Below are 21,399 nucleotides of genomic sequence, written 5' to 3' on the forward strand. Positions count from 1 at the left end.
GTAGGGCACGAAGGTATAGTCACTTGCGCATCAGTTCAGCAAATTTGTTCACAGGAGCACGCGCATGAACGCCGCCGACGTCGCACCCGATGCGCAGCAGGCCAGGTTCCCCCATGAGCTGATGTACGCGGCGGCCCAGCAGTACTACATGGAGGACGCCACCCAGGGCGACATCGCCAAACGGCTGGGCGTCAGCAGGGCCACCGTGAGCCGGTTGCTCACCGAGGCCCGCAAGCAGGGCATCGTCGAGATCAAGGTGCACCGCCCCGCCACGCTGGAGGACGGCCCGCTGGCCGCCGAGGTGGCGCAGGCCCTCAACCTGGCGCGCGTCTACCTGGTCCCCAGGGTCAGCGGCCCGGCGCTGGGCCCGTGGCTGGCCCCGGGTGTGACCAGGGCGCTGGCCGGGGTCGGCCTGCGGTCGGGCGACGTCGTGCTCGTCTCCTCGGGCACCACGGTCTACGAGTGCGCCCGCGAGGGCCTCGGGCAATATCCGGGCGTCACCATCGCGCCCGCCGTGGGCGGCCAGGAGGAGCCGCAGCCCTGGTTCCAGACCAACGAGACCACCCGCATCCTGGCCGAACGCGCCGGCGGCGTGCCCGCCTACCTCTACGCCCCCGCGCTGCCCGGTCCCGAGCTGTTCTACTCGCTGCAGCACGAGCCGTCCGTACGCCGCGTCATGGACCTGTGGGCGCACGCCAAGTGCGCCATCGTCGGCGTGGGCTCCGCGCCGCTGATGCGCCAGATGGTGCCCGCCTTCATGCCGCGCGACACCGAGAGCCTGCGCCGGGCCGTGGGCGACGTGTGCATGCGGGTCTACGACCGCGACGGCGCCCCGGTGACCTATCCGGGCAGCGAGCGCCTGGTGGCGCCGAAGCCGGAGGAGCTGCGCGGCATCCCGCACACGATCGCCGTCGCGGTCGGCGCCGAGAAGGTGCTCTCGATCGTCGCCGGGGCCAGGGGCGGCTACTTCAACCAGCTCGTCACGGACACGCCCACGGCGGAGGGCCTGGTGGCGGCCGCTCACCAGCTCTGAACATCTGTGCTGGACAAAGTTTCTGGGCGCGCGCTAACGTGAGCCGCACCACAGGATGTGCCTTCCTGTGAGGGCACGTCCCTGTCTCGGGGGCAGCGAGCGTCAAAGAAACCAAAGGAAACACCCGTGAACAGAGCTCAGATGCGGACCTCCGCGTTCGCCGCAGTGGCAGTGCTCGCAGGCTCGGTCCTGGCCGCGTGCGGCTCAGGCTCCGGAGCCACCGGCGCGACCGCCAGTGGCGCCGGCGACGTGGAGAACGCCAAGGTCGCCTTCCTGATGCCCGACCTCGCGTCGACCCGGTACGAGCTGCAGGACAAGCCCCTTTTCGAGGCCAAGATGAAGCAGCTCTGCCCGAGCTGCGAGGTCATCTACCAGAACGCCGACTCCGACGCGGCCAAGCAGCAGCAACAGGCCAACTCCGCGCTCGCCCAGGGCGTCAAGGCCATCGTGCTCGACCCGGTCGACTCCGCCGCCGCGGCCACCATCGTCAAGACGGCCCAGTCGCAGCAGGTCCCGGTCATCGCCTACGACCGGCCGATTCCGGCCACGCCCGCCGACTACTACATCTCGTTCGACAACGAGAAGATCGGCTCCATGATCGCCCAGTCCCTGGTGGACCACCTCAAGGCCGAGAAGGCCGAGGGCGGGATCCTGCAGGTCAACGGCTCGCCCACGGACGCGGCGGCCGGGCTGATCAAGAAGGGCATCCACAGCGCGGTGGACCCGAGCGGGTTCAAGCTGCTGGCCGAGTACGACACCCCCGACTGGCAGCCGGAGAAGGCCCAGACCTGGGTCAGCGGCCAGATCACCCAGTTCAAGGACCAGATCGTCGGCGTGGTCGCGGCCAACGACGGCACCGGCGGCGGCACGATCGCCGCGTTCAAGGCCGCCGGGGTCAAGGTGCCGCCGGTCACCGGCAACGACGCCGAGGTCGCCGCCGCGCAGCGGATCATCGCGGGCGACCAGTACAACACGATCTCCAAGCCCATCAAGATCGTCGCCGAGGCGTCGGCGACGACGGCGTACGCATTCATGCAGGGCAAGAAGCCCGCGGGCAAGAGCACGCTGTACAACACGCCGTCCGAGTTGTTCGTCCCCACGGTCGTGACCAAGGAGAACATCAAGGAGGTCCTGTTCGACAGCGGCATCATGAAGGCCGCCGACGTGTGCACGGGCGAGTACGCCAAGGGCTGCGAAGAGCTCGGCATCAAGTAGGAGTGCGCGGATGACCGTCCTGTCCCTGCGCGGGATCAACAAGACCTTCGGCGCGGTGGCCGCGCTCACCGACATCGAGCTCGACGTCGCCGCCGGCCAGGTCGTCGCCATCGTCGGAGACAACGGCGCGGGCAAGTCCACGCTGGTCAAGATCCTGTCGGGCGTGCACCCGCCGGACGCGGGCACGATCACGTTCGAGGGGCGGGCGGTCGACATCCCCACCCCGGCCGCCGCCCACAAGCTCGGCATCGCCACGGTCTTCCAGGACCTGGCGCTCTGCGAGAACCTGAACGTCATCCAGAACCTGTTCCTCGGCCAGGAGATCCGCCCGCTACGGCTGAACGACGTGGCCATGGAGACCCGCTCGTGGGAGCTGCTCCGCCAGCTCTCCGCGAAGATCCCCAGCGTACGGGTGCCGGTCGCGGCGCTGTCGGGCGGTCAGCGGCAGACGGTGGCCATCGCGAGGTCGCTGCTCGGCGACCCCAAGGTCATCATCCTCGACGAGCCCACCGCCGCGCTCGGCGTGGCCCAGACGGCCGAGGTGCTCAACCTGGTCGAGCGGCTGCGCGAGAACGGCCTGGGCGTCATCATGATCAGCCACAACATGGCGGACGTGAAGGCCGTCGCCGACACCGTGGCGGTGCTGCGGCTCGGCCGCAACAACGGCGTGTTCGACGTGGGGCAGGTATCCACCGAGGACATCATCGCCGCCATCACCGGCGCCACCGACAACGCGGTGTCCAGGCGGGCCCAGAAGGGACAGTCGTGAGTACCATCGCCACCGACCGCCAGGACGAGCGGCTGAAGAACCGTGACGGGCTGCGCGGCGCGGTCGCCGACGTCGTCGAGCGGGCCCGCGGCGGTGACCTGGGCGTCATCCCGGTCGTCGTGGGGCTGATCGTCATCTGGTCGGTCTTCCAGATCCTCAACCCGATCTTCCTGTCCAGCGCGAACCTGGTGAACCTCACGCTGGAGTCCGCCGCCGTCGGCGTCATCGCGCTCGGCATCGTGTGCGTGCTGCTGGTGGGCCAGATCGACCTGTCCGTCGGCTCGGTCAGCGGGCTGTCGGGGGCGGTGCTCGCGGTGCTGTTCGTGGGCGAGGGGCTGCCGGTCTGGCTGGCCATCGGAGCCGCGGTCCTCATGGGCGCGGTGATCGGGTGGCTGTACGGGCAGCTCTTCAACCGGTTCGGCGTCCCCAGCTTCGTGATCACGCTGGCCGGGCTGCTGGCCTTCCTCGGGCTCCAGTTGTACGTGCTGGGCACCAAGGGCTCGATCAACCTGCCGTTCGACTCGGGGCTGGTGAACTTCGCGCAGCTCGACTTCGTACCGGCGTGGTTGTCGTACACGTTCGCGGTGATCGCGGCGGTCTGGCTGTTCGCCAGCGGCTTCCTGCACGCTCAAGAGCGGCGCAAGGCTGGTCTTTCCGCCAGGAGCGTGTCGACGCTGGCGCTGCGGAGCGTGGCGCTGCTGGTGGTGCTGGCGTTCGTGGTCTGGTATCTCGGCCAGACGCGCGGCGTCGGCTGGATGTTCGTCTTCTTCGTGGCGCTGGTGCTGATCATGCACTACCTGCTGTCGCGGACGAAGTGGGGCCGCGCGGTCTACGCCGTCGGCGGCAACGAGGAGGCCGCGCGCCGGGCCGGCATCAACGTCAGGGCGATCTACACCTCCGTGTTCGTGCTCTGCTCGACGTTCGCCGCGGTCGGCGGCATCCTGGCCGCGGCCCGGCTGGCGGCGGCCAACCAGAGCAGCGGCGCGGGCGACGTCAACCTCAACGCCATCGCGGCGGCCGTGATCGGCGGGACGAGCCTGTTCGGCGGGCGCGGCACCGCGTTCGGCGCGCTGCTCGGCATCATCGTGATCCAGTCGATCTCCAGCGGCCTGACCCTGCTCAACCTCGACTCCTCGATCAGGTTCGTGGTCACCGGGGCGGTGCTGCTGCTCGCCGTCATCGTCGACTCCGTGTCGCGCCGGTCGAGGACCTCCCACGGCAGGGCCTGATGGCGATCATCTGCGTGGACGCGGGAACCACGGTCATCAAGGCGGTCCTGTACGACGCCACGGGCGCCGAATCGGCGATCGCCCGGCGCGACACCGTCGTGTCCAGGCCCGCGCCCGGCCACGCCGAGCAGGACATGACCGCGGTATGGGACGCGGTCGCCGCCACCGTGCGCGAGGTCTCGGCCCAAGCCGACGGTGTCGAGTTCGTGGCGGTCACCGCCCAGGGCGACGGCTGCTGGCTGATCGACGCCGACGGCGCGCCGACCGGCCCGGCCATCCTCTGGAACGACGCCAGAGCGGCCGCCACGGTGGACGCCTGGACCCGATCAGGGCTCGCGGCGACGGCCTTCCGGCTCAACGGCTCGTCGGCCGCCTCCGGGCTGCCGCACGCCATCCTGACCTGGCTGCGCGCGCACGACCCCGACCGGCTCGACCGCTCCAGCGCCATGCTGACCTGCGGCGGCTGGATCTTCGCCCGGATGACCGGGGAGGCGGTGGCCGACGAGTCCGACGCCTCCGCGCCGTTCATGGACCTGCGGGCGCGGGCCTACTCGCGGGAACTGCTCGGCCTGTTCGATCTGGAGTGGGCCGAGCGGCTGCTGCCCCCGGCGCGGTCCTGCCCCGTCGCCGAGCTGACCCCGGACGCCGCCGCCACGCTGGGCCTGCCCGCCGGAACCCCGGTGGTGATGGCCCCCTACGACATCGCCGCGACGGCGCTGGGCGCGGGCGCGGTGGCGGCCGGGCAGGCGTGCGGCATCCTCGGCACCACGCTGTGCACCGAGGTCGTCGTCGAGTCCCCCGACCTGGAGGGCGACCCGATCGGCATCACGATCGCGCTGCCCGGCGGCTACCTGCGGGCCTTCCCCACGTTCGCGGGCACCGAGGTGGTGCGGTGGACGTGCGGCCTGCTGGGGCTGTCGGACCCCGCCGAACTCGGTGAGCTGGCCATGCTGAGCGAGCCGGGGGCGGGCGGGCTGGCGTTCCTGCCGTACCTGTCGCCGGCCGGTGAGCGGGCGCCGTTCTCCGATCCCCTGGCCAGGGGCGCGCTGCTGGGCATGTCGTTCGAGCACGGCCGCGAGCACGTCGCCAGGGCGGTGCTCGAAGGGCTGACGATGGTCATCCGCGACTGCCTGGCGGCCACCGGGGCCGCGCCCACCGAGCTGCGGGTGTGCGGGGGCGGCTCGGCCAGCGCGACCTGGCTCGGGCTGATCGCCGACGTCACCGGGCTGCCCGTGCGCCGTTCCGCGGACGCGGAGGTGGGGGCGCGGGGGGCGTACCTGGTGGGGCTGGCGGCCACGGGCCGCGCTGCGTCCATCGCGGCCGCGGCGGCCGAGCACGTACGCCTGCGCGACGCGGTCGAGCCCGATCCGGCGCGGCGGGCGTTCTATGACCGCTTGTTCGAGGACTTTCTGACCCTGCGCGCGAACACCGCGGGCACCTGGCCCCTACTCGGTGACCTGCGGAGTCGTACATGAGCGTGTGGATCGGCATCGACCTCGGGACGCAGAGCGTGCGGGCGCTGGCCGTGGCCGGCGACGGGCGGGTGCTCGGCACCGGCAGCCGTCCGCTGACCAGCCACCGCGACGGTCCGCGCCACGAGCAGGACCCCGAGCAGTGGTGGCGTGAGCTGGCCGCGGCCACCCGCGAGGCCCTGCGCGACGTGCCCGCCACCGAGCGGGTCGAGGGCGTCGCGGTGGACGCGACATCTGGAACGGTCCTGCTCACCGACCCTTCAGGACGTCCGCTGACGCCCGCTCTCATGTACGACGACCGGCGCGCGGACGCCTCCCGTGCCAACGAGGCGGGCGCGCTCGTGTGGGAGCGGCTCGGCTACCGGCGCATGCAGCCCAACTGGGCGCTGCCGAAGCTGCTGTGGCTGCTGCGCGACGCCCCTGCGGGGGCGCGGCTGGCCCACCAGAGCGACTTCGTCAACCGCCGCCTGGTGGGGCGCGAGGTGGCCACCGACCTGAGCAACGCGCTCAAGACCGGCGTGGACCTGATCGAGGAGCGCTGGCCGGCGGAGGTGTTCGACGCGCTGGGGGTGCCTTCCGGCCTCCTGCCCGAGGTCGTACGGCCGGGGGCCCGGCTGGGCGAGGTGTGCGCGGCGGCGGCCGGGGAGACCGGCATCCCCGAGGGCACCCCGGTCGTCGCCGGGACCACGGACGGCTGCGCGGCCCAGCTCGGCGCGGGGGCGCAGCGGGTCGGGAGCTGGAACTCGGTGCTCGGCACGACGCTGGTGCTGAAGGGCGTGACGAAGGAGCTCATCGACGACCCGCTGGGCGTCGTCTACTCCCATCGCGCCCCGGACGGCTCCTGGCTGCCCGGCGGCGCCTCCAGCACCGGCGCCGGCGCCCTGACCCGTGACCTCCCCGGTCGCGACCTCGCCGAGCTGAGCGAGCGGGCCGCCGCCCGTCCTCCTTCGTCGGCCGTCACGTATCCCTTGGTGTCGCGGGGTGAGCGGTTTCCGTTCGCCGCGCCGGACGCCGAGACCTTCACACTCGGGGAGCCGGCCGACGACGTTGAGCGCTATGCCGCCATCCTGCTCGGCGCGGCCTTCGTGGAGCGGCTCTGCTTCGACTACCTCGACCTTCTCGGCGCCCCCGTGGACGGTGAGATCATTCTGACCGGCGGCGCCACCCGCAGCGCGTACTGGACACAGCTCAGGGCCGACGTCCTGGGACGTCCTGTGACGCTGCGGGAGAACGCCGAACCCGCGCTGGGCATGGCCGTCCTGGCGGGCGGTGACCCGGCCCGCATGATCAGGACCCGGGCCGTGATCGACCCGTCAGGAGCCGATCTGAGCGAGCCCTACCTGGCCTTCGTCACCGAGCTGGAACGGCGCGGCTGGCTCACCGCGACCGCCGCGGAACACGCCCGCGAGAGGAGCGCCCCATGACCGACCTCGTGCTCGTCCGCCACGGCGAGACCGTCTGGCACGCCGAGAACCGCTACGCCGGGCTCAGCGACATCGAGCTCACCCCGCGCGGCCACGCCCAGGCCGTGCGACTGGCCGGCTGGGCCGCGGGGGCGGGCCTGGAGGCCGTCTGGTCGTCCACGCTGAGCCGGGCCCGCATCACCGCCGAAACCGCCGCCAAAGAGGCGAGTCTGCCGGTTCAGGTGGACGCGCGGCTGGTCGAGCTGGACTTCGGGCAGGCCGACGGGCTCACCGCCGCCGAGATGAAGGCCCGCTTCCCCGAGGCCAGGGCCGCCTTCGAGGCCGATCCCGCCGGGAGCCCACTGCCGGGCGGCGAGGACCCGTACGAGGCGGCCGAGCGTTTCGTGGCCGCCCTGGAGGACATCGCCGCCGAGCACCCGACCGGCCGCGTGCTGGTGGTCGCCCACACGACCGCCATCAGGCTCGCCCTGTGCCGGCTCATCGGGGTGCCGCTCGGCGAGTACCGGCGGCTGTTCCCGCGCCTGGACAACTGTGCCCTCACCGAACTGCGCCTGCGCGCCGGGCGGATCGCGATGTTGCAGTACAACTCCCCGATTGGAGCCGTTCGTTGACCACCCGAGTCCTCGCCGCAGGCGATCACTTCGTACAGAACCGCCTGCTCATCGACGCGCTCAGGCGCGAGGTCCCCGGCGAGGTGGACATCAGCGAGCTGACCCTGCCCTGGCCGGTGGAGCCGTTCGGGCGGGTGGGCGAGGTGGACGAGGCGTCCGACGTGGAGGGCGAGCTGATCGAGGCCCTGCGCGGCGTCGAGATCTGCGTGACCCAGATGGCCCCTTTGACCAAGCGCGTCCTGGACGCCTCACCCGACCTGCGGCTGTTCTGCGTGAGCCGGGGCGGGCCCGTGAACGCCAACCTGGAGGCGGCGGCGCAGGCGGGGGTCGCGGTGACGTTCGCGCCCGGCCGCAACGCGGTGGCCACCGCCGAGCACACGCTCGCCATGCTGCTGGCCGCCACCCGCCGCATCCCGCAGACGCACGCCGACCTGGCCGGGGGCGTGTGGCGGGGCGACTACTACAAGTACGACAACGTCGGGCCCGAGCTGGAGGGCAACACCGTCGGCCTGGTCGGCTACGGCGCCATCGGCCGCCGCGTGGCCCGCATGCTGGCGGGCTTCGGCGCGGAGGTCCTCGTCCACGACCCGTACGTCGACGTACCCGGCCGCGTGGACCTGCCCGAGCTGCTCGAACGCTCCCGTTTCGTCTCCCTGCACGCCCGCGCCACCCCCGAGACCGCCGGCATGATCGGCGCCGCCGAGATCGCCGCCATGCCCAGGGGCTCGGTCCTGGTCAACTGCGCCAGGGGCGCGCTGCTCGACTACGACGCCCTCTGCGACGCCCTGGACTCGGGCCAGTTGTTCGGCGCCGCGATGGACGTCTTCCCCGAGGAGCCGATCCCCCAGGGCTCACGCCTGCTCACCACGCCCAACCTGATCATGACCCCGCACCTGGCCGGGGCCAGCAAGGAGACGGCGATGAAGGCGGCCTCGATCGTGGCCGCGGACGTGGCCCGCTACGTGCGCGGCGAGCCACTCCACCACGTTGCCACTCCTTGAGGGGCCACTCCTTGAGGGTTACCCCTTGAGCGCGCCCGCCATCAGCCCGCGCATGAAGAACCGCCCGAGGAGCACGTAGATCACCATCGTCGGGATCGACGCCAGAATGGCCGCCGCCATCTGCTGGCTGTACGGGGTGGCCTGCGCGCCCGCGATGTTGTTCAGCATCACGGTCGTGGGCCAGCTCGTCGGCCCGGTGAGGAAGACGGCGAACAGGAAGTCGTTCCAGAGCGAGGTGAACTGCCAGATGATCACCACCGCGATCGCCGGCGCGGACACCGGCAGCACCACCGACCAGTACGCCCGCAACATCCCCGCGCCGTCCACCCGCGACGCCTCGATCAGCTCGTCGGGAATCGTCACGTAGTAGTTGCGGAAGATCAGCGTGCAGATCGGGATGCCGTACACGACGTGGGCCAGCACCAGCCCCGGGATGCCGCCGTAGAAGACGCCCTGCAGCCCGGCCTGCTGGTCCACCCAGACGAGCAGCTGCACCAGCGGGATCATCACCCCCTGGTACGGGATGAACATGCCGAACAGGAACAGCGTGAACAGCAGGTCCGCCCCCGGAAAGCGCCATTTGGACAGCACGTAGCCGTTCATGGACCCCAGCGCGCACGACAGCAGCGACCCGGGAACCGCCAGCAGCACGCTGTTCCACAGGCCGGGGGCCAGCTTCTCCCAGGCCACCCGCCACGCCTCGACCGTCCAGGTCCGCGGCAGGTTCCACGCCTGTCCCGGGTCCGCCTCGGTGAGCGGCTTGAAGCTGGTGGCCAGCAGCACGTAGATCGGGATGAGGAAGACGAACACGAACAGGAGCAGCAGCACGAACCGCGTCCAGGTGAAGACCGTCCCCTTGCGCCCGGCCACCGCCGTCATGAGCGCTTCTCCTTCCGTACCGACCAGATCAGGTACGGGATCACGAAGATCGCCACACTGAGCACGATGTACGAGGCGATCGTGGCCCCCTTGGCCGGGTCGTTGGAGTCGAACACCGCCACCCACATGAACACCGCGGGCACGTCCGTGATGATCTGCTTCCCGGACACCGCCACGATCAGGTCGAACACCTTGAGCGAGATGTGCCCCAGGATGATCAGCGCCGACAGGGTGACCGGCCGCAGCAGCGGCAGCACCACGTGCCGGTAGACGCCCCATTCGGTGCAGCCGTCCACCCGCGCCGCCTCGCGCAGTTCCTCCGGCACGCCACGGAAGCCCGCCAGGAAGAGTGCCATGACATATCCGGACATCTGCCAGATGGCCGGCAGCGCCATCGCCGCCATCCCCCAGTCCTGGTCCCTGAACCACTGCCACTGTGGCAGCCCGAACCAGTCGAGCAGCCGGTTCAGCCCGACCGCCCGCTCCCCCGTCCCCGAGTTCATCAGCCACCGCCACACGATGCCGGTGGCCACGAACGAGATCGCCATCGGGAACAGGTAGATCGCCCGGAAGGTCCCCTCGCCCCTGATCCCCTTCTCCATGAGGAACGCCAGCAGCCAGCCGAGCAGCAGCGCCCCCAGCACGAACACGACCGTGAACACGATCGCGTGGTTCACCGACAGGTGCCAGCGGGGCTGGTCCCAGATGTCGATGAAGTTCTGCAGCCCCACGAACTTGCCCTCGGACACGGCATCGTGCTGGTCGGTCATGGCCACCCGGAAGTTCCAGCCGAGCATGCCGTACACGAAGACGCCGATCAGGATGATCGACGGCGTGACGAGGAGCAGTCCGGGCAGCCACGTGCGTGCCCGCCTCACAAGCATTCCCTCCCGCTGGTACGGCGGGCGCGCCGGGCGCCCGCCGTACCCCGCGTAACCGAGTTATTGAGCGTTGGCCTTGGCCGCGTCGGACAGCCCCTGCTGCAGGGCCTTGACGTCCTTGCTGCCGATGAACAGCCCGACCGCCTCGTTGATCGAGGCCAGCCAAGGCTGGTTCACCGACACGCCGTGCTGGATCGACCCGGCGAGCTTGTTGCTCGACCAGTCCTTCAGCGCGTCGGCCAGATAGTCGGTGTAGAGCGCCTGGTCGGCGTCCTTACGGGCGGGAATGGAGCCCTTCTTCGGGTTGAAGGCGTCCTGGCCCTCCTTGCTGGCCGCGACCTTCAGCCAGGCCATGGCGCCTTCACGGTTCTTCGCGCCCTTGGGCAGGGTGAAGCTGTCGGACAGCCACAGGTACGTGCCCTCGGTGCCGGGCGAGGGCGCCCAGTCGAAGTCGGCCTTCGAGGTCTTGCCCAGGCCGCCCTCGGGCGGGTTGTGGAAGTAGCCGTACGCCCAGTCGCCCATGATGTTGAACGCCGCGTCACCGTCGGCCACCTGCTTGGCCGCCGGTTGCCAGTCGTCCTGCGGGTCGCCCGCGTACGTCATGATCTTGGCGAAGTTCTGCAGCGCCGTGGTCACCTGCGCGCTGTTCCAGTCGGCGCCCGGCTTGAACAGCGCGTTGTACGCGTCCGTGCCGAGAGAGCCGAGCAGCACGCTCTCCATGAGGTGGGTGACCGTCCACTCGGACCCGATGGACAGCGGGATCTTGCCCTTGGCCTTGACCTTCTCCAGGGCCGCGATGAACTCCTCGATCGTCTTGGGCGCCGCGGCCACCCCGGCGTCCTTGAGCACCGCCGGGTTGAACCACAGGACGTTCGAGCGGTGGATGTTCACCGGCACGGAGTAGATCTTGCCCTCGACGCTGATCTGCTCGACGAGCTGCGCGGGGAAGACGTCCTTGAGCTTCAGCTCGTCGTAGAGTGAGGTCAGGTCCTCCAGGTTGCCCGCCTTGATGTAGCCCTGCAGCTCGGCGCCCGCGTGACCCTGGAAGGTGTCGGGCGGCGTGCTGGCCTGGAGCTTCGACTGCAGCAGCGCCTTGGCCTTGTCGCCGGAACCGCCCGCCACCGCGGCGTCGAAGAAGGTGAGGTTCGGATTCTGCTGCTCGAAGATCTGTCTCATCGCCTTGAGACCGTCGGCCTCGCCAGGGCCCGTCCACCAGGAGAAGACCTCAACCTGCTGTTTGCCACCGCCGCCGCTCGCTGCGGGCGACTGCGAGGCTTGGGTGCCTCCGCCTCCGCCACCACAGGCGACCAGGCCCAGCACGCTGACCATCATGATCGAGGCGGTCGCTAACCACCGTCGCATCGCACACCATCCCTTCGAAGCCCCCCGAAGTAGGTGATTTTGACAACGTTGTCAACAACGGCTATCAACCCACTTTCCGCCGTTCTTCGTCAAGGCATCGGCGGTAACAGCTCCGCATATTCCGGCTTATCCGACGCGTTCGAGGGATCCGTCCGGGCCCGTCACCACCGTCACGCTGAAGTCGTGGCCGGTGCCGGGAAGGTCGCCGCCACCGGCGGTGACCAGCAGCGCGCCCTTCGACACGACCAGGCCGACCAGCGCGACCAGGTCTCCCCCGGCGCAGGGTGGCCACGTGCTCAGCACGACGTCGGTCTCGGCCAGGCGCACCGGCAGGTCGAGCTCCGCCATCCGCCCCAGCAGGCCGGCGTGCGACAGGCGCCGGCCGTCGGCCAGCAGCAGGCAGTCCTGGCGCTTGGCGTCGAGCGCGGGCAGCGCCGTGGGCGTCAGCGTGAGCAGGGTGCGGAAGTCGATGGTGTCGGGCGCCGCGCCGAGCGAGACGATCTGCCGCACCCGGGACTCCTCGGCCGCCAGGACCGCCGTCTCCGCCAGGTCCGGCGTGGTGATCAGCAGGCGCGCGTCGCACTCCTTCAGCCACGCGGCCATCTCGTACGCGCCCATCCCCGGATCGATCGGCGCCGCCACCCCGCCGGCCGCCACCACCGTGTGCACCGCCAGCGTCTGGGCGCCCGCCGTGGAGACGTGCACACCCACCACCTGGTCGCGCCGGGCTCCCCTGCGCACGAGCCCGGACGCCGCCCTGGTCACCTCGGTCACCAATCGGCGGTAGCCGTAGACGTGACCGCCCCGCAGGTCGATCAGCGCGGGACGGTCGCCGCGCTCGTAGGCCCGGCGGAACACCTCGTGGATCACGGTGCCGGTGGTCGACGCGGTGGGTTTCATGCCCGCCAACGTACGACCGCCGGCGCGGCCCAGCATCCACCGATGTATGTAGGCGGCTGTGCATTCGCGCGGGCGGGCCCGAGCCCTGCGCGACTCGGGCCCGCGGTCACGCGCCCGGAACCGGGCCCCCACCCCTCCGAGGAGGCCCGGCTCCGCGTGGACGCGTGACGTCCCCGGCGAATCGGCCGCGGCGCCCCCGACGCGAGGGGCGAGGAACGCACGGTCCGGCCGATCACCCGATGTAACGGTAGGTGTGCGGGGCGGGGTGGCACATGCGCTGACATGGCCATTCGAAGATGTAAGCGGGCCCGCGCGGCGATGTGTAGAGAGGTGCCGCCTCAGCGCCCGCCGATCACCCATGCGGCGATCTGTGTACGCGTGGAGAAGCCCAGCTTGGACAGGATGTTGGCCACGTGGCGGGCGGCGGTGGCCGGGCTGATGACGAGTTCCTCGGCGATCGCCCGGTTGCTGAGCCCGCGGGCGATCAGCTCGGCGATCTCCCGTTCCCTGGCCGTGAGCCGGCTCTCCTGCCCCACCGGGACGATCGGCTCGGCGGGCGGCTCGGGCAGCGCGCCGTCGAGCGCGCAGGCCACCGCCTGGTCGGCGGTCAGGTTGCCGCCCTCGGCCCACAGCAGGCCGACCACGACCTCGCCGAGCGCGTCGCGCGCCGGCCGCAGCACCTCCTCGGTGCGCGCGTCGGGCCGGCGCCCGCTCAGCGCCACCGAGGCCGCCGCCAGCAGCACCGCGCGCCGCTGGTCGCCCTCGGCCGCGACCAGGTCGGCCCACGCCTCCAGCCGCCTGGCGATGCCGGCCCGCAGGCCCGCGTCGCGGCTGAGCACCAGCGCCTCGGTCAGCCTGGCCCTGGCCTCCACCAGGTCGCCCTGGTCCAGCGCCACCCGGCCGAGCCCGGCCAGGCAGCTCACGGTGTGCTGCCTGGCGTCCACACGGCGCAGCAGCGCCAGCCCCGACTCGTAGTGCCGCTTGGCGCTCACCAGATCGCCCGAGCGCCGGGCCACCTGGGCCAGCCCGATGTGGCTGGAGGTCTGCCCGTAGTGGTTGTCGAGCTCCTCGCTGATCGCCAGGACCTCCTCGAACGCGCGCCGCGCCTCGTGCAGACGGCCCTGGTGCAGGCCGAAGCGCGCCTTCGTGCCCTGGGCCATCGACTCCAGGACGAGGTCGCCCGACCGCCTGGCGGTCTCCAGGGCGCGGGTCAGCGTGTCCTGCTCGCCGGTGAGCTGGGCGAGCACGACCATGCCGACGGCCTCGCCGTAGACGTCCTTGGCGGCGGTGCACAGGTCGAGCCCGGTGCGGGCGTAGCGGGTGGCCGGCTCCAGGTCGCCGGCGGCCAGCGCCAGCTCGGCGCGCAGGATCGTGGCCTGCCCGCGCAGCCCCCACGGCACCTGCGGGGAGTCGAGGGCCAGCAGCCGGTCGAGGCGCTCGGCCATGTCGAGCTTGCGGCCGCTGCCGATCAGCAGGAAACGGATGTCGGTCAGCATCCGCAGCGCGGTCTCCGGCAGGCCGATGGCGATCGACCAGTCGCAGGCCGAGCACACCTCGGCCTTGAGGGCGTCGAAGAGGTTGACGTAGCGCTCGACCACGGGCCACGACGTGCGCGTGCCCGGCGCCAGCACCTCCTTGAACCGGCCCGCCATCCGGCCCAGCGCCGTCAGGTGCCGGCGCCGCAGCTCGGCCTCCTCACCGGACTCGGCGAGCTGTTCGAGCGCGTAGTCGCGGACGGTCTCCAGCAGCCGGTAGCGCGCCTGGCCGGCGACCTCGCTGTCGAGGGCGACCAGGGACTTGTCCACCAGGTCGCAGAGCCTGGGCAGCACCTCCTCCTCCGCCAGCCCGGGGCCCGAGCAGACCCATTCGGCCAGGTCCAGGGTCCAGGAGGAGCGGAAGGCGGCCGTACGGCGCAGCAGCAGTCGTTCCTGCGGGGTGAGCAGCCGGTAGCTCCAGTCCACGGCGGCCCGCAGCGTGCGGTGCCGGGCGGGGGCCGTACGGGCGCCGCCCGCCAGCAGCCGGAACCTGTCGTCGAGCCGCTCCGCGAGCTGCCCCACGGACAGGACCCTGACCAGGGCGGCGGCCAGCTCGATCGCCAGCGGCAGCCCGTCGAGCGCCCGGCACAGCTCCGCGACCAGCGGCCGCGTCTCGGCGGTCAGCTCGAACGCGGGCCGGGCGGCCGTGGCCCTGGCCACGAACAGCCGCACCGCCTCGCTCTCCTCGCCCCGCACCGAGAGCGGCGGCACCCGCCACACCGTCTCGCCCGGCACGCGCAGCGGCTCGCGGCTGGTGGCGAGCACGCTCACCCCCGGGCAGGCGCCGAGCAGGTCGCGGCAGAGCTCGGCGCACTCGCCGATCACCCGCTCGCAGTTGTCGAGCAGCAGGAGCACCCGCCGGCCGCCGATCGTCTCGGCCAGGTCGCCCGCGATGCCGAGCGCGGCGGCGACGTGCCCGTTGAGCTCGCCCTTCTCCAGATCGGCCAGCTCGACCAGGAACACGCCACCAGGATGCGCGGAGGCGACCCGGGTGGCCAGCCGCAGGGCCAGCCGGGTCTTCCCGATGCCGCCCGCCCCGCACAGGGTCACGGCACGCGAAACGCGCATCAGGTGGACGAGCTCATCCACATCGGACTCCCGGCCCACGAACGCGTTCGGCTCGGCCGGGAGGTTGCTCAAGTCGGCGGATCGCAGCATCACTGTGAGTGTGTCATCAACTACGCCGCGCGCCCAGACATATTCGATGGAGAACTGTCAGTACCCGTGGGCACACTCAAAACATGGCCGATGAGCCGCTCGAACTCGGGGAGATCTCCTTCTCCGACTGGCACGCCCACACCGACAAGCTGGCCGAGGTCGGGTTCCTGACCATCGCCCGGCGCCTGCCGTCCCTCGTGAGTCAGGCGATGCGCATGGCCTGGCGCGCGAGCCCCCGCGACACCGTGGCGACGATCGTGCTCAACCTGCTCGGCGGGGTGTTCACCGCGTTCGGTCTGCTCGCCACGACCGGCGTGCTCACCGCGCTGTTCTCCGAGGGCCCGACGCCCGACCGGGTGGTGGCGGCGCTGCCCAGCCTCGCCCTGGTCGGCGCGGCGGCGGCGCTGCGCACGGTCACCCAGGCGGGCGCCGGCTGGGCCCAGTCGCGCCTCGACCCCCAGGTCACCCGGCTGACCGAGGAGCGCCTCTACGGCCTGACCAGCCAGGTCGACCTGGTGTCCTACGACGACCCGGAGTTCCACGACTCCCTGCAGCGCGCCAGGTTGCGCGGGGTCGCGATGGCCGACTCGGTGGTGACCTCCGCCATCGACGTGGTCACCGCCGCCGTCGGCATCGCCGCCGTGGCCGGCGTGCTCAGCGTCCTGCACCCGGTGCTGCTGCCGCTGCTCCTGCTGGCCGTGCTCCCCGACGCCTGGGCCATGGTGCGCAGCGCCAAGATGCGTTACGCCACCCTCTACGCCCTTATCCCCGCCAACCGCCGCAAATGGATCATCGCCGAGCTCCTGGCCGACCGAGACCCGGCCGCGGAGGTCCGCTCGTTCACGATGCGCGGGTTCCTGCTGCGCATGTACGACGCGGTGGCGAAGGCGGAGCAGGACGTCATGCTCGGCCTGGCCAGACGCCAGACGGTGGCCGGGCTCGTCGGCGAGGCACTCGGCGGCCTCGGCGCCGGCCTCGTCTACGTGGCCCTCGGCGTCCTGCTGGCCATCGCCGCCATCCCCCTGGCGGTGGCGGGCACCGCGGTGCTGGCCATCCGCTCCGCTCAGAACTCCCTGGCCAACCTCATGTACGCCACCAACCGCCTCTACGAAGAGGGCCTCTACTTCACCGACTTCCTGCACTTCTGCGCCGACGCCGAGACCCGCCTGCCGAGTTCCCGCCCCATTCCCATGCCCGACCGCTTCGACCGCATCACCGCCGAGGCGATCACCTTCACCTACCCCGGCGCCGACCACCCCGCCCTGCGCGAGGTCTCCCTGCGCATCGACCACGGCGACGTCATCGCCTTCGTCGGCGAGAACGGCTCCGGCAAGACCACCCTCGCCAAGATCCTGTCCGGCCTCTACCAGCCCGACAGCGGCACCATCCGCTGGGACGACACCGACCTGGCCCACGTCGACCCCGACCACCTGCGCCTGCGCACCGCCGTCATCGCCCAGGACCACACCCGCTGGCCGCTCACCGCCCGCTACAACATCACCATGGGCACCGACAAGGGCGAAGCCGCCCTGCACGCCGCCGCCACCGTCGCGGGCGCCGACGAGGTCATCGCCGACCTGCCCCACGGCTACCGCACCCTGCTCGACCGCCGCTTCAAAGACGGCCACGAGCTGTCCGGCGGCCAATGGCAGCGCATCGCCGTCGCCCGCGGCTTCCACCGCGACGCGGCCCTGCTCATCTGCGACGAACCCACCGCCGCCCTCGACGCCCGCGCCGAACACGCCCTCTTCCAGCGCATCCGCGACCACTCCGACGGCCGCACCGTCCTGCTGATCACCCACCGCCTGGCCAGCGTCCGGTACGCCGACCGCATCTACGTCCTGGACCACGGCAAAATCACCGAACAGGGCGACCACGACACCCTGATGGCCCACGGCGGCCTCTACGCCGACCTCTACACCCTCCAGGCCACCGCCTACCGCTAGGCCCGGTGGGGGCCGCACTTCGGCGAGGTCTCTTGGGAGACGAGGGAGCGGTGGAGCTGAGAGGCCGGTTGGGAGTCGTGGAGTCGCCAGTGGGACAGCACCGAGGACAGAACCCTGGCCTAGGACAGGACCGCTTCGATGATCGCCCGGGCGATCGGGGCCACCTCGTTCGCCCGGTCCCCCGGCCGTTCCAGGACCACCCCCACCGCCACCTCGGGTGCGTCCGCCGGGGCGAAGGCCGTTACCAGGGCATGCTCGCCCAGCCCCGGCACGTCCGCCGACGTGGCCGTTCTGGCCGCGACCGCCACCCCAGGGATGGCCGCCCCCGCCCCCGTGCCCCCGGCGTGCGTCACCGTGGTCATCATCTCCGCCAGATAGCGTGCCAGCGCCGGTGACATCGCCGTACGGTAGGGCACCGGGCCGGCGCGGTTGATGATCGAGCCGTCCGGCAGCCGGACCTCCTCCACCAGGTACGGCCGCATCAGCACCCCGTTGTTGGCCACCGCCGCCGACAGCATGGCGACCATCAGCGGCGTCACCCGGTTCTCGTGGTGCCCGATGGCCGACAGGGCGGTCTGGGGCCGGTCCATGGCCAGGGGGTAGCGGCTCGACGCCGTGGCCAGCGGGATCGTCAGGTGGGCCGCGTTGAAGCCGAACGCCTCCGCCTGGTCCCGCAGCAGGTCCTGCCCGAGCTGCAGCCCGATGTTGGCGAACGCCGTGTTGCACGACACCTGGAACGCGTACGTGAGCGACGGCCGGGCGTTCCCGCAGGCCGTACCGCCCGAGTTCTGGAGGTAAGTGGGCGTTCCCGGCAGTTGCAGCCGGGCGGGCGCGTCCACCAGGGCGGACGGCGTGTACTCGCCCGACGCCAGCGCCGCCGCCGCCGTGACCAGCTTGAACGTGGCCCCGGGCGGATAGAGCTGGTTCAGCGCCCGGTTGAGCAGGGGCTGCGACGGTGCGTGGCGCAGCTCCCTCAGCGTCTCGGCCAGCCGCTCGCGGTCGAAGGTGGCCAGGGCGTTCGGGTCGTACGCCGGGTAGCTGGTCAGCGCCAGGATCGCCCCGGTCGCCGGGTTGATGGCCACCGCCGCCCCGGGAATCCCGGTCGTCTTGAGGCTCTGGTAGGCCGCCCACTGCGCCCGATCGCTGATCGTCAGCCGGACGTCGGCCCCCTCGACGTGCCCGTCCCTGACCAGCGACCTGACCTTGACCTTGGGGTCCTCGCCCGACAGCACCGCCTCCTGGGCCTGCTCGATGCCCGTCGAGCGGTGCAGCGACACATGTCCGGTGACGGCCGCGTACTGCTCCCCGGCCTTGTAGACGCGCCTGAACCGGTACGGGCCGGCGCCGTTCGGCCGGCTGGTGGCGATGGGCGTGCCGTCGTAGGTGAGGATGTCGCCGCGCGGGTGGCCGTACCTGGAGATGAGCGGCCGTTCGTTCCTGCGGTCGGCGTTGAGCTCGTACGAGCCGAAGGCCTGGACGAGTGTGACGTGCGCCAGCAGCACGAACAGCATCGCCGCGCAGAGCCTGGCCACGCGGCTGAGCGGCACGTTGATCCGCCTCGCCCTCGATACCGCCATGATCTTGGTCTAACAAGCGGGCGGCAAAGGAGAGGCTAGAGGACGCTCCGGTAGTAGGAGATCTTGTTGTTGATGTAGCGCTGGCGCTCGGCGAGGTTGTCGATCTGGCCCTGGACCTGCCGGTCGTGCTCCTCCAGGAGCCTGATGCGGTCGGGGATCGTGTGGTCGCCCGCGCGCACCAGCTCGGCGAAGCGCAGCATCGTGGCGATGGGCATCCCCGTGTCGCGCAGGCAGCGGACCATGCCGAGCCAGCCCACGTCTTCCTTGCTGAACCTGCGCTGACCGGCCGCGTTGCGGTCGATGCGCTCCAGCAGGCCGATCTTCTCGTAGTAGCGCAGGGTGTCGATGCTGAAGCCGGTCTCTTCGACCACTTCCGCGGGTGTGTACACGCTCACGCTCCCTAGGATCGCACCTGGAGCCCACTCCAGGTCAACCCGGTTCGCGGGGGCTTGACATGGAGTGCGCTCCAGCTCTCAGAGTCGGCTCCATGAACATCGCACTCGGCACGATTCCGTTCGGCACGACCGTCGGCATGCAGGAGACCTTCGCCATCCTGGACCGGTTCCAGGAGGCGGGCGGCACGATGCTCGACACGGCCAACAACTACCCGTTCTGGGTGGAGGGCCGCTCGGGGGACGAGAGCGAGCTGGCCATCGGCGCGTGGCTGGCCGCCCGTGGCAACCGGGACGAGGTCTTCATCAGTACGAAGGTGGGCGCCCGGCCCACCGTCCCCGGCGACACCACTTTGGACTCGGCGGAGGGGCTGTCCGCCACGACCATCGCCAAGGGCGCGGAAGGCAGCCTGAAGAGATTGCGGACGGACTACATCGATGTGTATTGGTCGCACATCGAAGACCGGTCCACGCCGCTGGAGGAGACTTTGGGGGCGTTCGACGCGCTGGCGGGGGCGGGCAAGGTGCGGGCCATCGGCGCCAGCAACATCGCCGCCTGGCGGCTGGAGCGGGCCAGAAACCTCTCGGCGGCGCGCGGGTGGATGCCCTACACCTACGTCCAGCTCCGTCACACGTACCTGCGGCCGCGCCCGAACACCCGGCCGGCGGAGGGCGGGCACACGCTGACCTCGGACGACATGCTCGACTACCTGGCCGCCGAGCCCGACCTGACGCTGTGGGCGTACAACACGCTGATGTTCGGCGCCTACACGCGGGCCGACCGCCCGATCCCCGACATCTACGACCACCCCGGCACGACCCGCCGCCTGGCCGTCCTGCACGAGGTCGCCAAGGAACTGGGTGCCACCCCGAACCAGGTCGTCCTGGCCTGGCTCCTGGCCGACGGAATCGTCCCGATCGTGGGGGTGTCCACGATGGAGCAGTTGGAGGAGGCCATCGCCGCCACAGACCTCAAGCTGGACTCAGACCTCCACACCCGCCTCAACACCCCCGCCTAACCTCACCACCCCGGACCTCCACCGGGCTCACCCCCCGCCCTATGGACTCGCCACCGAGCTCGGCTCCCACCGCCGTCTCGACCGCCACCTTCCACTCGCGCACCTCGCACCGTCGCCTCCCGGCGGGCTGCTCACCATCACCTCTCAGCGGACCACCCCGCCGCCACATCCGAGCGGGCAGCCCGGGCGGCGCGTCCATCGGATCCGCCCTGCGGCGGCGCTTTCCGCCAGCGCGCTCTTCCCCGCCCGCGCCAGCGGTCCCCCTCTTCCAAAGGGACCTCGCCGGAGTGCGGCGGGGAAGGGTGGAAGGGCCGGCAAGGGGGCTAAGGCAGGTGGTCGGCCAGGTAGCGGCGGACGAGTTGTTTGCATTCCGCGATCAGCTCCCGATCCCCACCAGGATCGGCCCGGAAGGCCAGTTTGAGCACCGCGTCCGTGGCCTCGACCGCCACCACCAGCGCCCGGTCGAGCCCCGGGCCCACGGGGGCGTCCAGGAGTTCGAGGGTCAGGGCGCGCAGCCGTTCGGCGACGACGACGTTGTTCTCCTGCGTCTCGTCGAGCGCCCGCTGACTGCCCTCGACGGCGGGCCCGCCGGGGGCGGCCAGCACCTCGCCGAAGTCCACCACCGCGAATCCGGGCAGCGTGCGTTTCATGTCGACGAACTCGTCGATGGCGAGGTCGACCAGGTCGGTCCAGTGCCCGAGGTCGGCCTGCGGGATGCGCTGGATGATCCGTTCGAGGAACGCCTCGAGGTTGCGCCGCGCCAGCGCCCGGACCAACCCCTGCTTGTCGTGGAAGAACTGGTAGAACGTGCCGATCGGCACCTCGGCCCGGCGCGCGACCTCTTTCGTGGTCAACGCCTCGTAGCCGACCTCGTCGAGCAGGTGCGCGCACTCGTCGAGCATCCGCTCCACCCGCTCGACGCTCCGTCGCTGGGCGGGACGGCGGCGCAACGTACTGGTCATGCCTCCATCCTTGCGTATCGCCGCGTGGTTGAGC

The 21,399-nt window shown here is 71.2% G+C and carries 18 protein-coding genes; 10 read left to right on the forward strand and 8 right to left on the reverse strand.

Annotated features, from left to right (window positions below; translation table 11 throughout):
* The first annotated feature begins 64 nt into the window (after positions 1-64).
* The 8 genes from C4V41_RS28325 (at position 65) to C4V41_RS28360 (ending at position 8,754) form a co-directional block, all read left to right on the forward strand.
* The gene (locus C4V41_RS28325; RefSeq protein ID WP_103958996.1) at positions 65-1,033 is read left to right on the forward strand and encodes a sugar-binding transcriptional regulator; all 969 of its coding nucleotides are present in this window, start codon (positions 65-67) and stop codon (positions 1,031-1,033) included.
* Between the two features lie 126 nt (positions 1,034-1,159).
* On the forward strand, positions 1,160-2,248 hold the full coding sequence (locus C4V41_RS28330; RefSeq protein ID WP_200824282.1) for an ABC transporter substrate-binding protein: 1,089 nt from the start codon (positions 1,160-1,162) through the stop codon (positions 2,246-2,248).
* Positions 2,249-2,258: 10 nt separating this feature from the next.
* Positions 2,259-3,017 (forward strand): ATP-binding cassette domain-containing protein, encoded by a 759-nt coding sequence (locus C4V41_RS28335; protein ID WP_103958998.1) that lies wholly within the window; start codon positions 2,259-2,261, stop codon positions 3,015-3,017.
* Complete coding sequence (locus C4V41_RS28340; protein ID WP_103958999.1) at positions 3,014-4,246, forward strand: sugar ABC transporter permease; 1,233 nt, start codon at positions 3,014-3,016, stop codon at positions 4,244-4,246. The genes C4V41_RS28335 and C4V41_RS28340 overlap by 4 nt, the downstream gene beginning before the upstream one ends.
* Positions 4,246-5,721, forward strand: coding sequence for an FGGY-family carbohydrate kinase (locus tag C4V41_RS28345; RefSeq protein ID WP_103959000.1), 1,476 nt, complete (start codon positions 4,246-4,248; stop codon positions 5,719-5,721). The genes C4V41_RS28340 and C4V41_RS28345 overlap by 1 nt, the downstream gene beginning before the upstream one ends.
* Entirely contained in the window at positions 5,718-7,142 is a 1,425-nt protein-coding gene (locus C4V41_RS28350; RefSeq protein WP_103959001.1) for an FGGY-family carbohydrate kinase, read from the forward strand. Before C4V41_RS28345 ends, C4V41_RS28350 begins: the two co-directional genes overlap by 4 nt.
* On the forward strand, positions 7,139-7,753 hold the full coding sequence (locus tag C4V41_RS28355; protein ID WP_103959002.1) for a histidine phosphatase family protein: 615 nt from the start codon (positions 7,139-7,141) through the stop codon (positions 7,751-7,753). Before C4V41_RS28350 ends, C4V41_RS28355 begins: the two co-directional genes overlap by 4 nt.
* The gene (locus tag C4V41_RS28360) at positions 7,750-8,754 is read left to right on the forward strand and encodes a 2-hydroxyacid dehydrogenase (protein WP_103959003.1); all 1,005 of its coding nucleotides are present in this window, start codon (positions 7,750-7,752) and stop codon (positions 8,752-8,754) included. The genes C4V41_RS28355 and C4V41_RS28360 overlap by 4 nt, the downstream gene beginning before the upstream one ends.
* A gap of 18 nt (positions 8,755-8,772) precedes the next feature.
* Here C4V41_RS28360 and C4V41_RS28365 read toward each other — a convergent pair whose 3' ends face one another.
* The 5 genes from C4V41_RS28365 to C4V41_RS28385 all read right to left on the reverse strand — a co-directional run bounded on the left by C4V41_RS28365 (position 8,773) and on the right by C4V41_RS28385 (position 15,469).
* Entirely contained in the window at positions 8,773-9,633 is an 861-nt protein-coding gene (locus tag C4V41_RS28365) for a carbohydrate ABC transporter permease (protein ID WP_103959004.1), read from the reverse strand.
* Positions 9,630-10,517, reverse strand: a complete 888-nt coding sequence (locus C4V41_RS28370; RefSeq protein ID WP_103959005.1) for a carbohydrate ABC transporter permease — start codon at positions 10,515-10,517, stop codon at positions 9,630-9,632. The genes C4V41_RS28365 and C4V41_RS28370 overlap by 4 nt, the downstream gene beginning before the upstream one ends.
* 57 nt (positions 10,518-10,574) lie before the next feature.
* Positions 10,575-11,876: an ABC transporter substrate-binding protein gene (locus C4V41_RS28375; protein WP_103959006.1), complete on the reverse strand. Its 1,302-nt coding sequence runs from the start codon at positions 11,874-11,876 to the stop codon at positions 10,575-10,577.
* Positions 11,877-12,002: 126 nt separating this feature from the next.
* Positions 12,003-12,776 (reverse strand): AMP-binding protein, encoded by a 774-nt coding sequence (locus C4V41_RS28380; RefSeq protein ID WP_160150411.1) that lies wholly within the window; start codon positions 12,774-12,776, stop codon positions 12,003-12,005.
* Between the two features lie 338 nt (positions 12,777-13,114).
* Positions 13,115-15,469: an ATP-binding protein gene (locus tag C4V41_RS28385; protein WP_103959008.1), complete on the reverse strand. Its 2,355-nt coding sequence runs from the start codon at positions 15,467-15,469 to the stop codon at positions 13,115-13,117.
* Between the two features lie 83 nt (positions 15,470-15,552).
* Here C4V41_RS28385 and C4V41_RS28390 point away from each other — a divergent pair, with 83 nt between their 5' ends.
* Entirely contained in the window at positions 15,553-17,415 is a 1,863-nt protein-coding gene (locus C4V41_RS28390; RefSeq protein WP_103959009.1) for an ABC transporter ATP-binding protein, read from the forward strand.
* A gap of 119 nt (positions 17,416-17,534) precedes the next feature.
* On the opposite strand, the gene C4V41_RS28395 is transcribed toward C4V41_RS28390, so the two are convergent.
* Positions 17,535-18,992 (reverse strand): penicillin-binding transpeptidase domain-containing protein, encoded by a 1,458-nt coding sequence (locus C4V41_RS28395; protein WP_235030433.1) that lies wholly within the window; start codon positions 18,990-18,992, stop codon positions 17,535-17,537.
* Between the two features lie 35 nt (positions 18,993-19,027).
* The gene (locus C4V41_RS28400) at positions 19,028-19,387 is read right to left on the reverse strand and encodes a MerR family transcriptional regulator (RefSeq protein ID WP_103959010.1); all 360 of its coding nucleotides are present in this window, start codon (positions 19,385-19,387) and stop codon (positions 19,028-19,030) included.
* Positions 19,388-19,479: 92 nt separating this feature from the next.
* On the opposite strand from C4V41_RS28400, the gene C4V41_RS28405 reads away from it, so the two are divergent.
* Entirely contained in the window at positions 19,480-20,403 is a 924-nt protein-coding gene (locus C4V41_RS28405) for an aldo/keto reductase (RefSeq protein WP_103959011.1), read from the forward strand.
* A 323-nt stretch (positions 20,404-20,726) separates the two neighbouring features.
* On the opposite strand, the gene C4V41_RS28410 is transcribed toward C4V41_RS28405, so the two are convergent.
* Positions 20,727-21,365: a TetR/AcrR family transcriptional regulator gene (locus tag C4V41_RS28410; protein ID WP_103959012.1), complete on the reverse strand. Its 639-nt coding sequence runs from the start codon at positions 21,363-21,365 to the stop codon at positions 20,727-20,729.
* Positions 21,366-21,399 lie beyond the last annotated feature (34 nt).

The organism is Nonomuraea solani (assembly GCF_900108335.1).
GTDB lineage: Bacteria > Actinomycetota > Actinomycetes > Streptosporangiales > Streptosporangiaceae > Nonomuraea > Nonomuraea solani.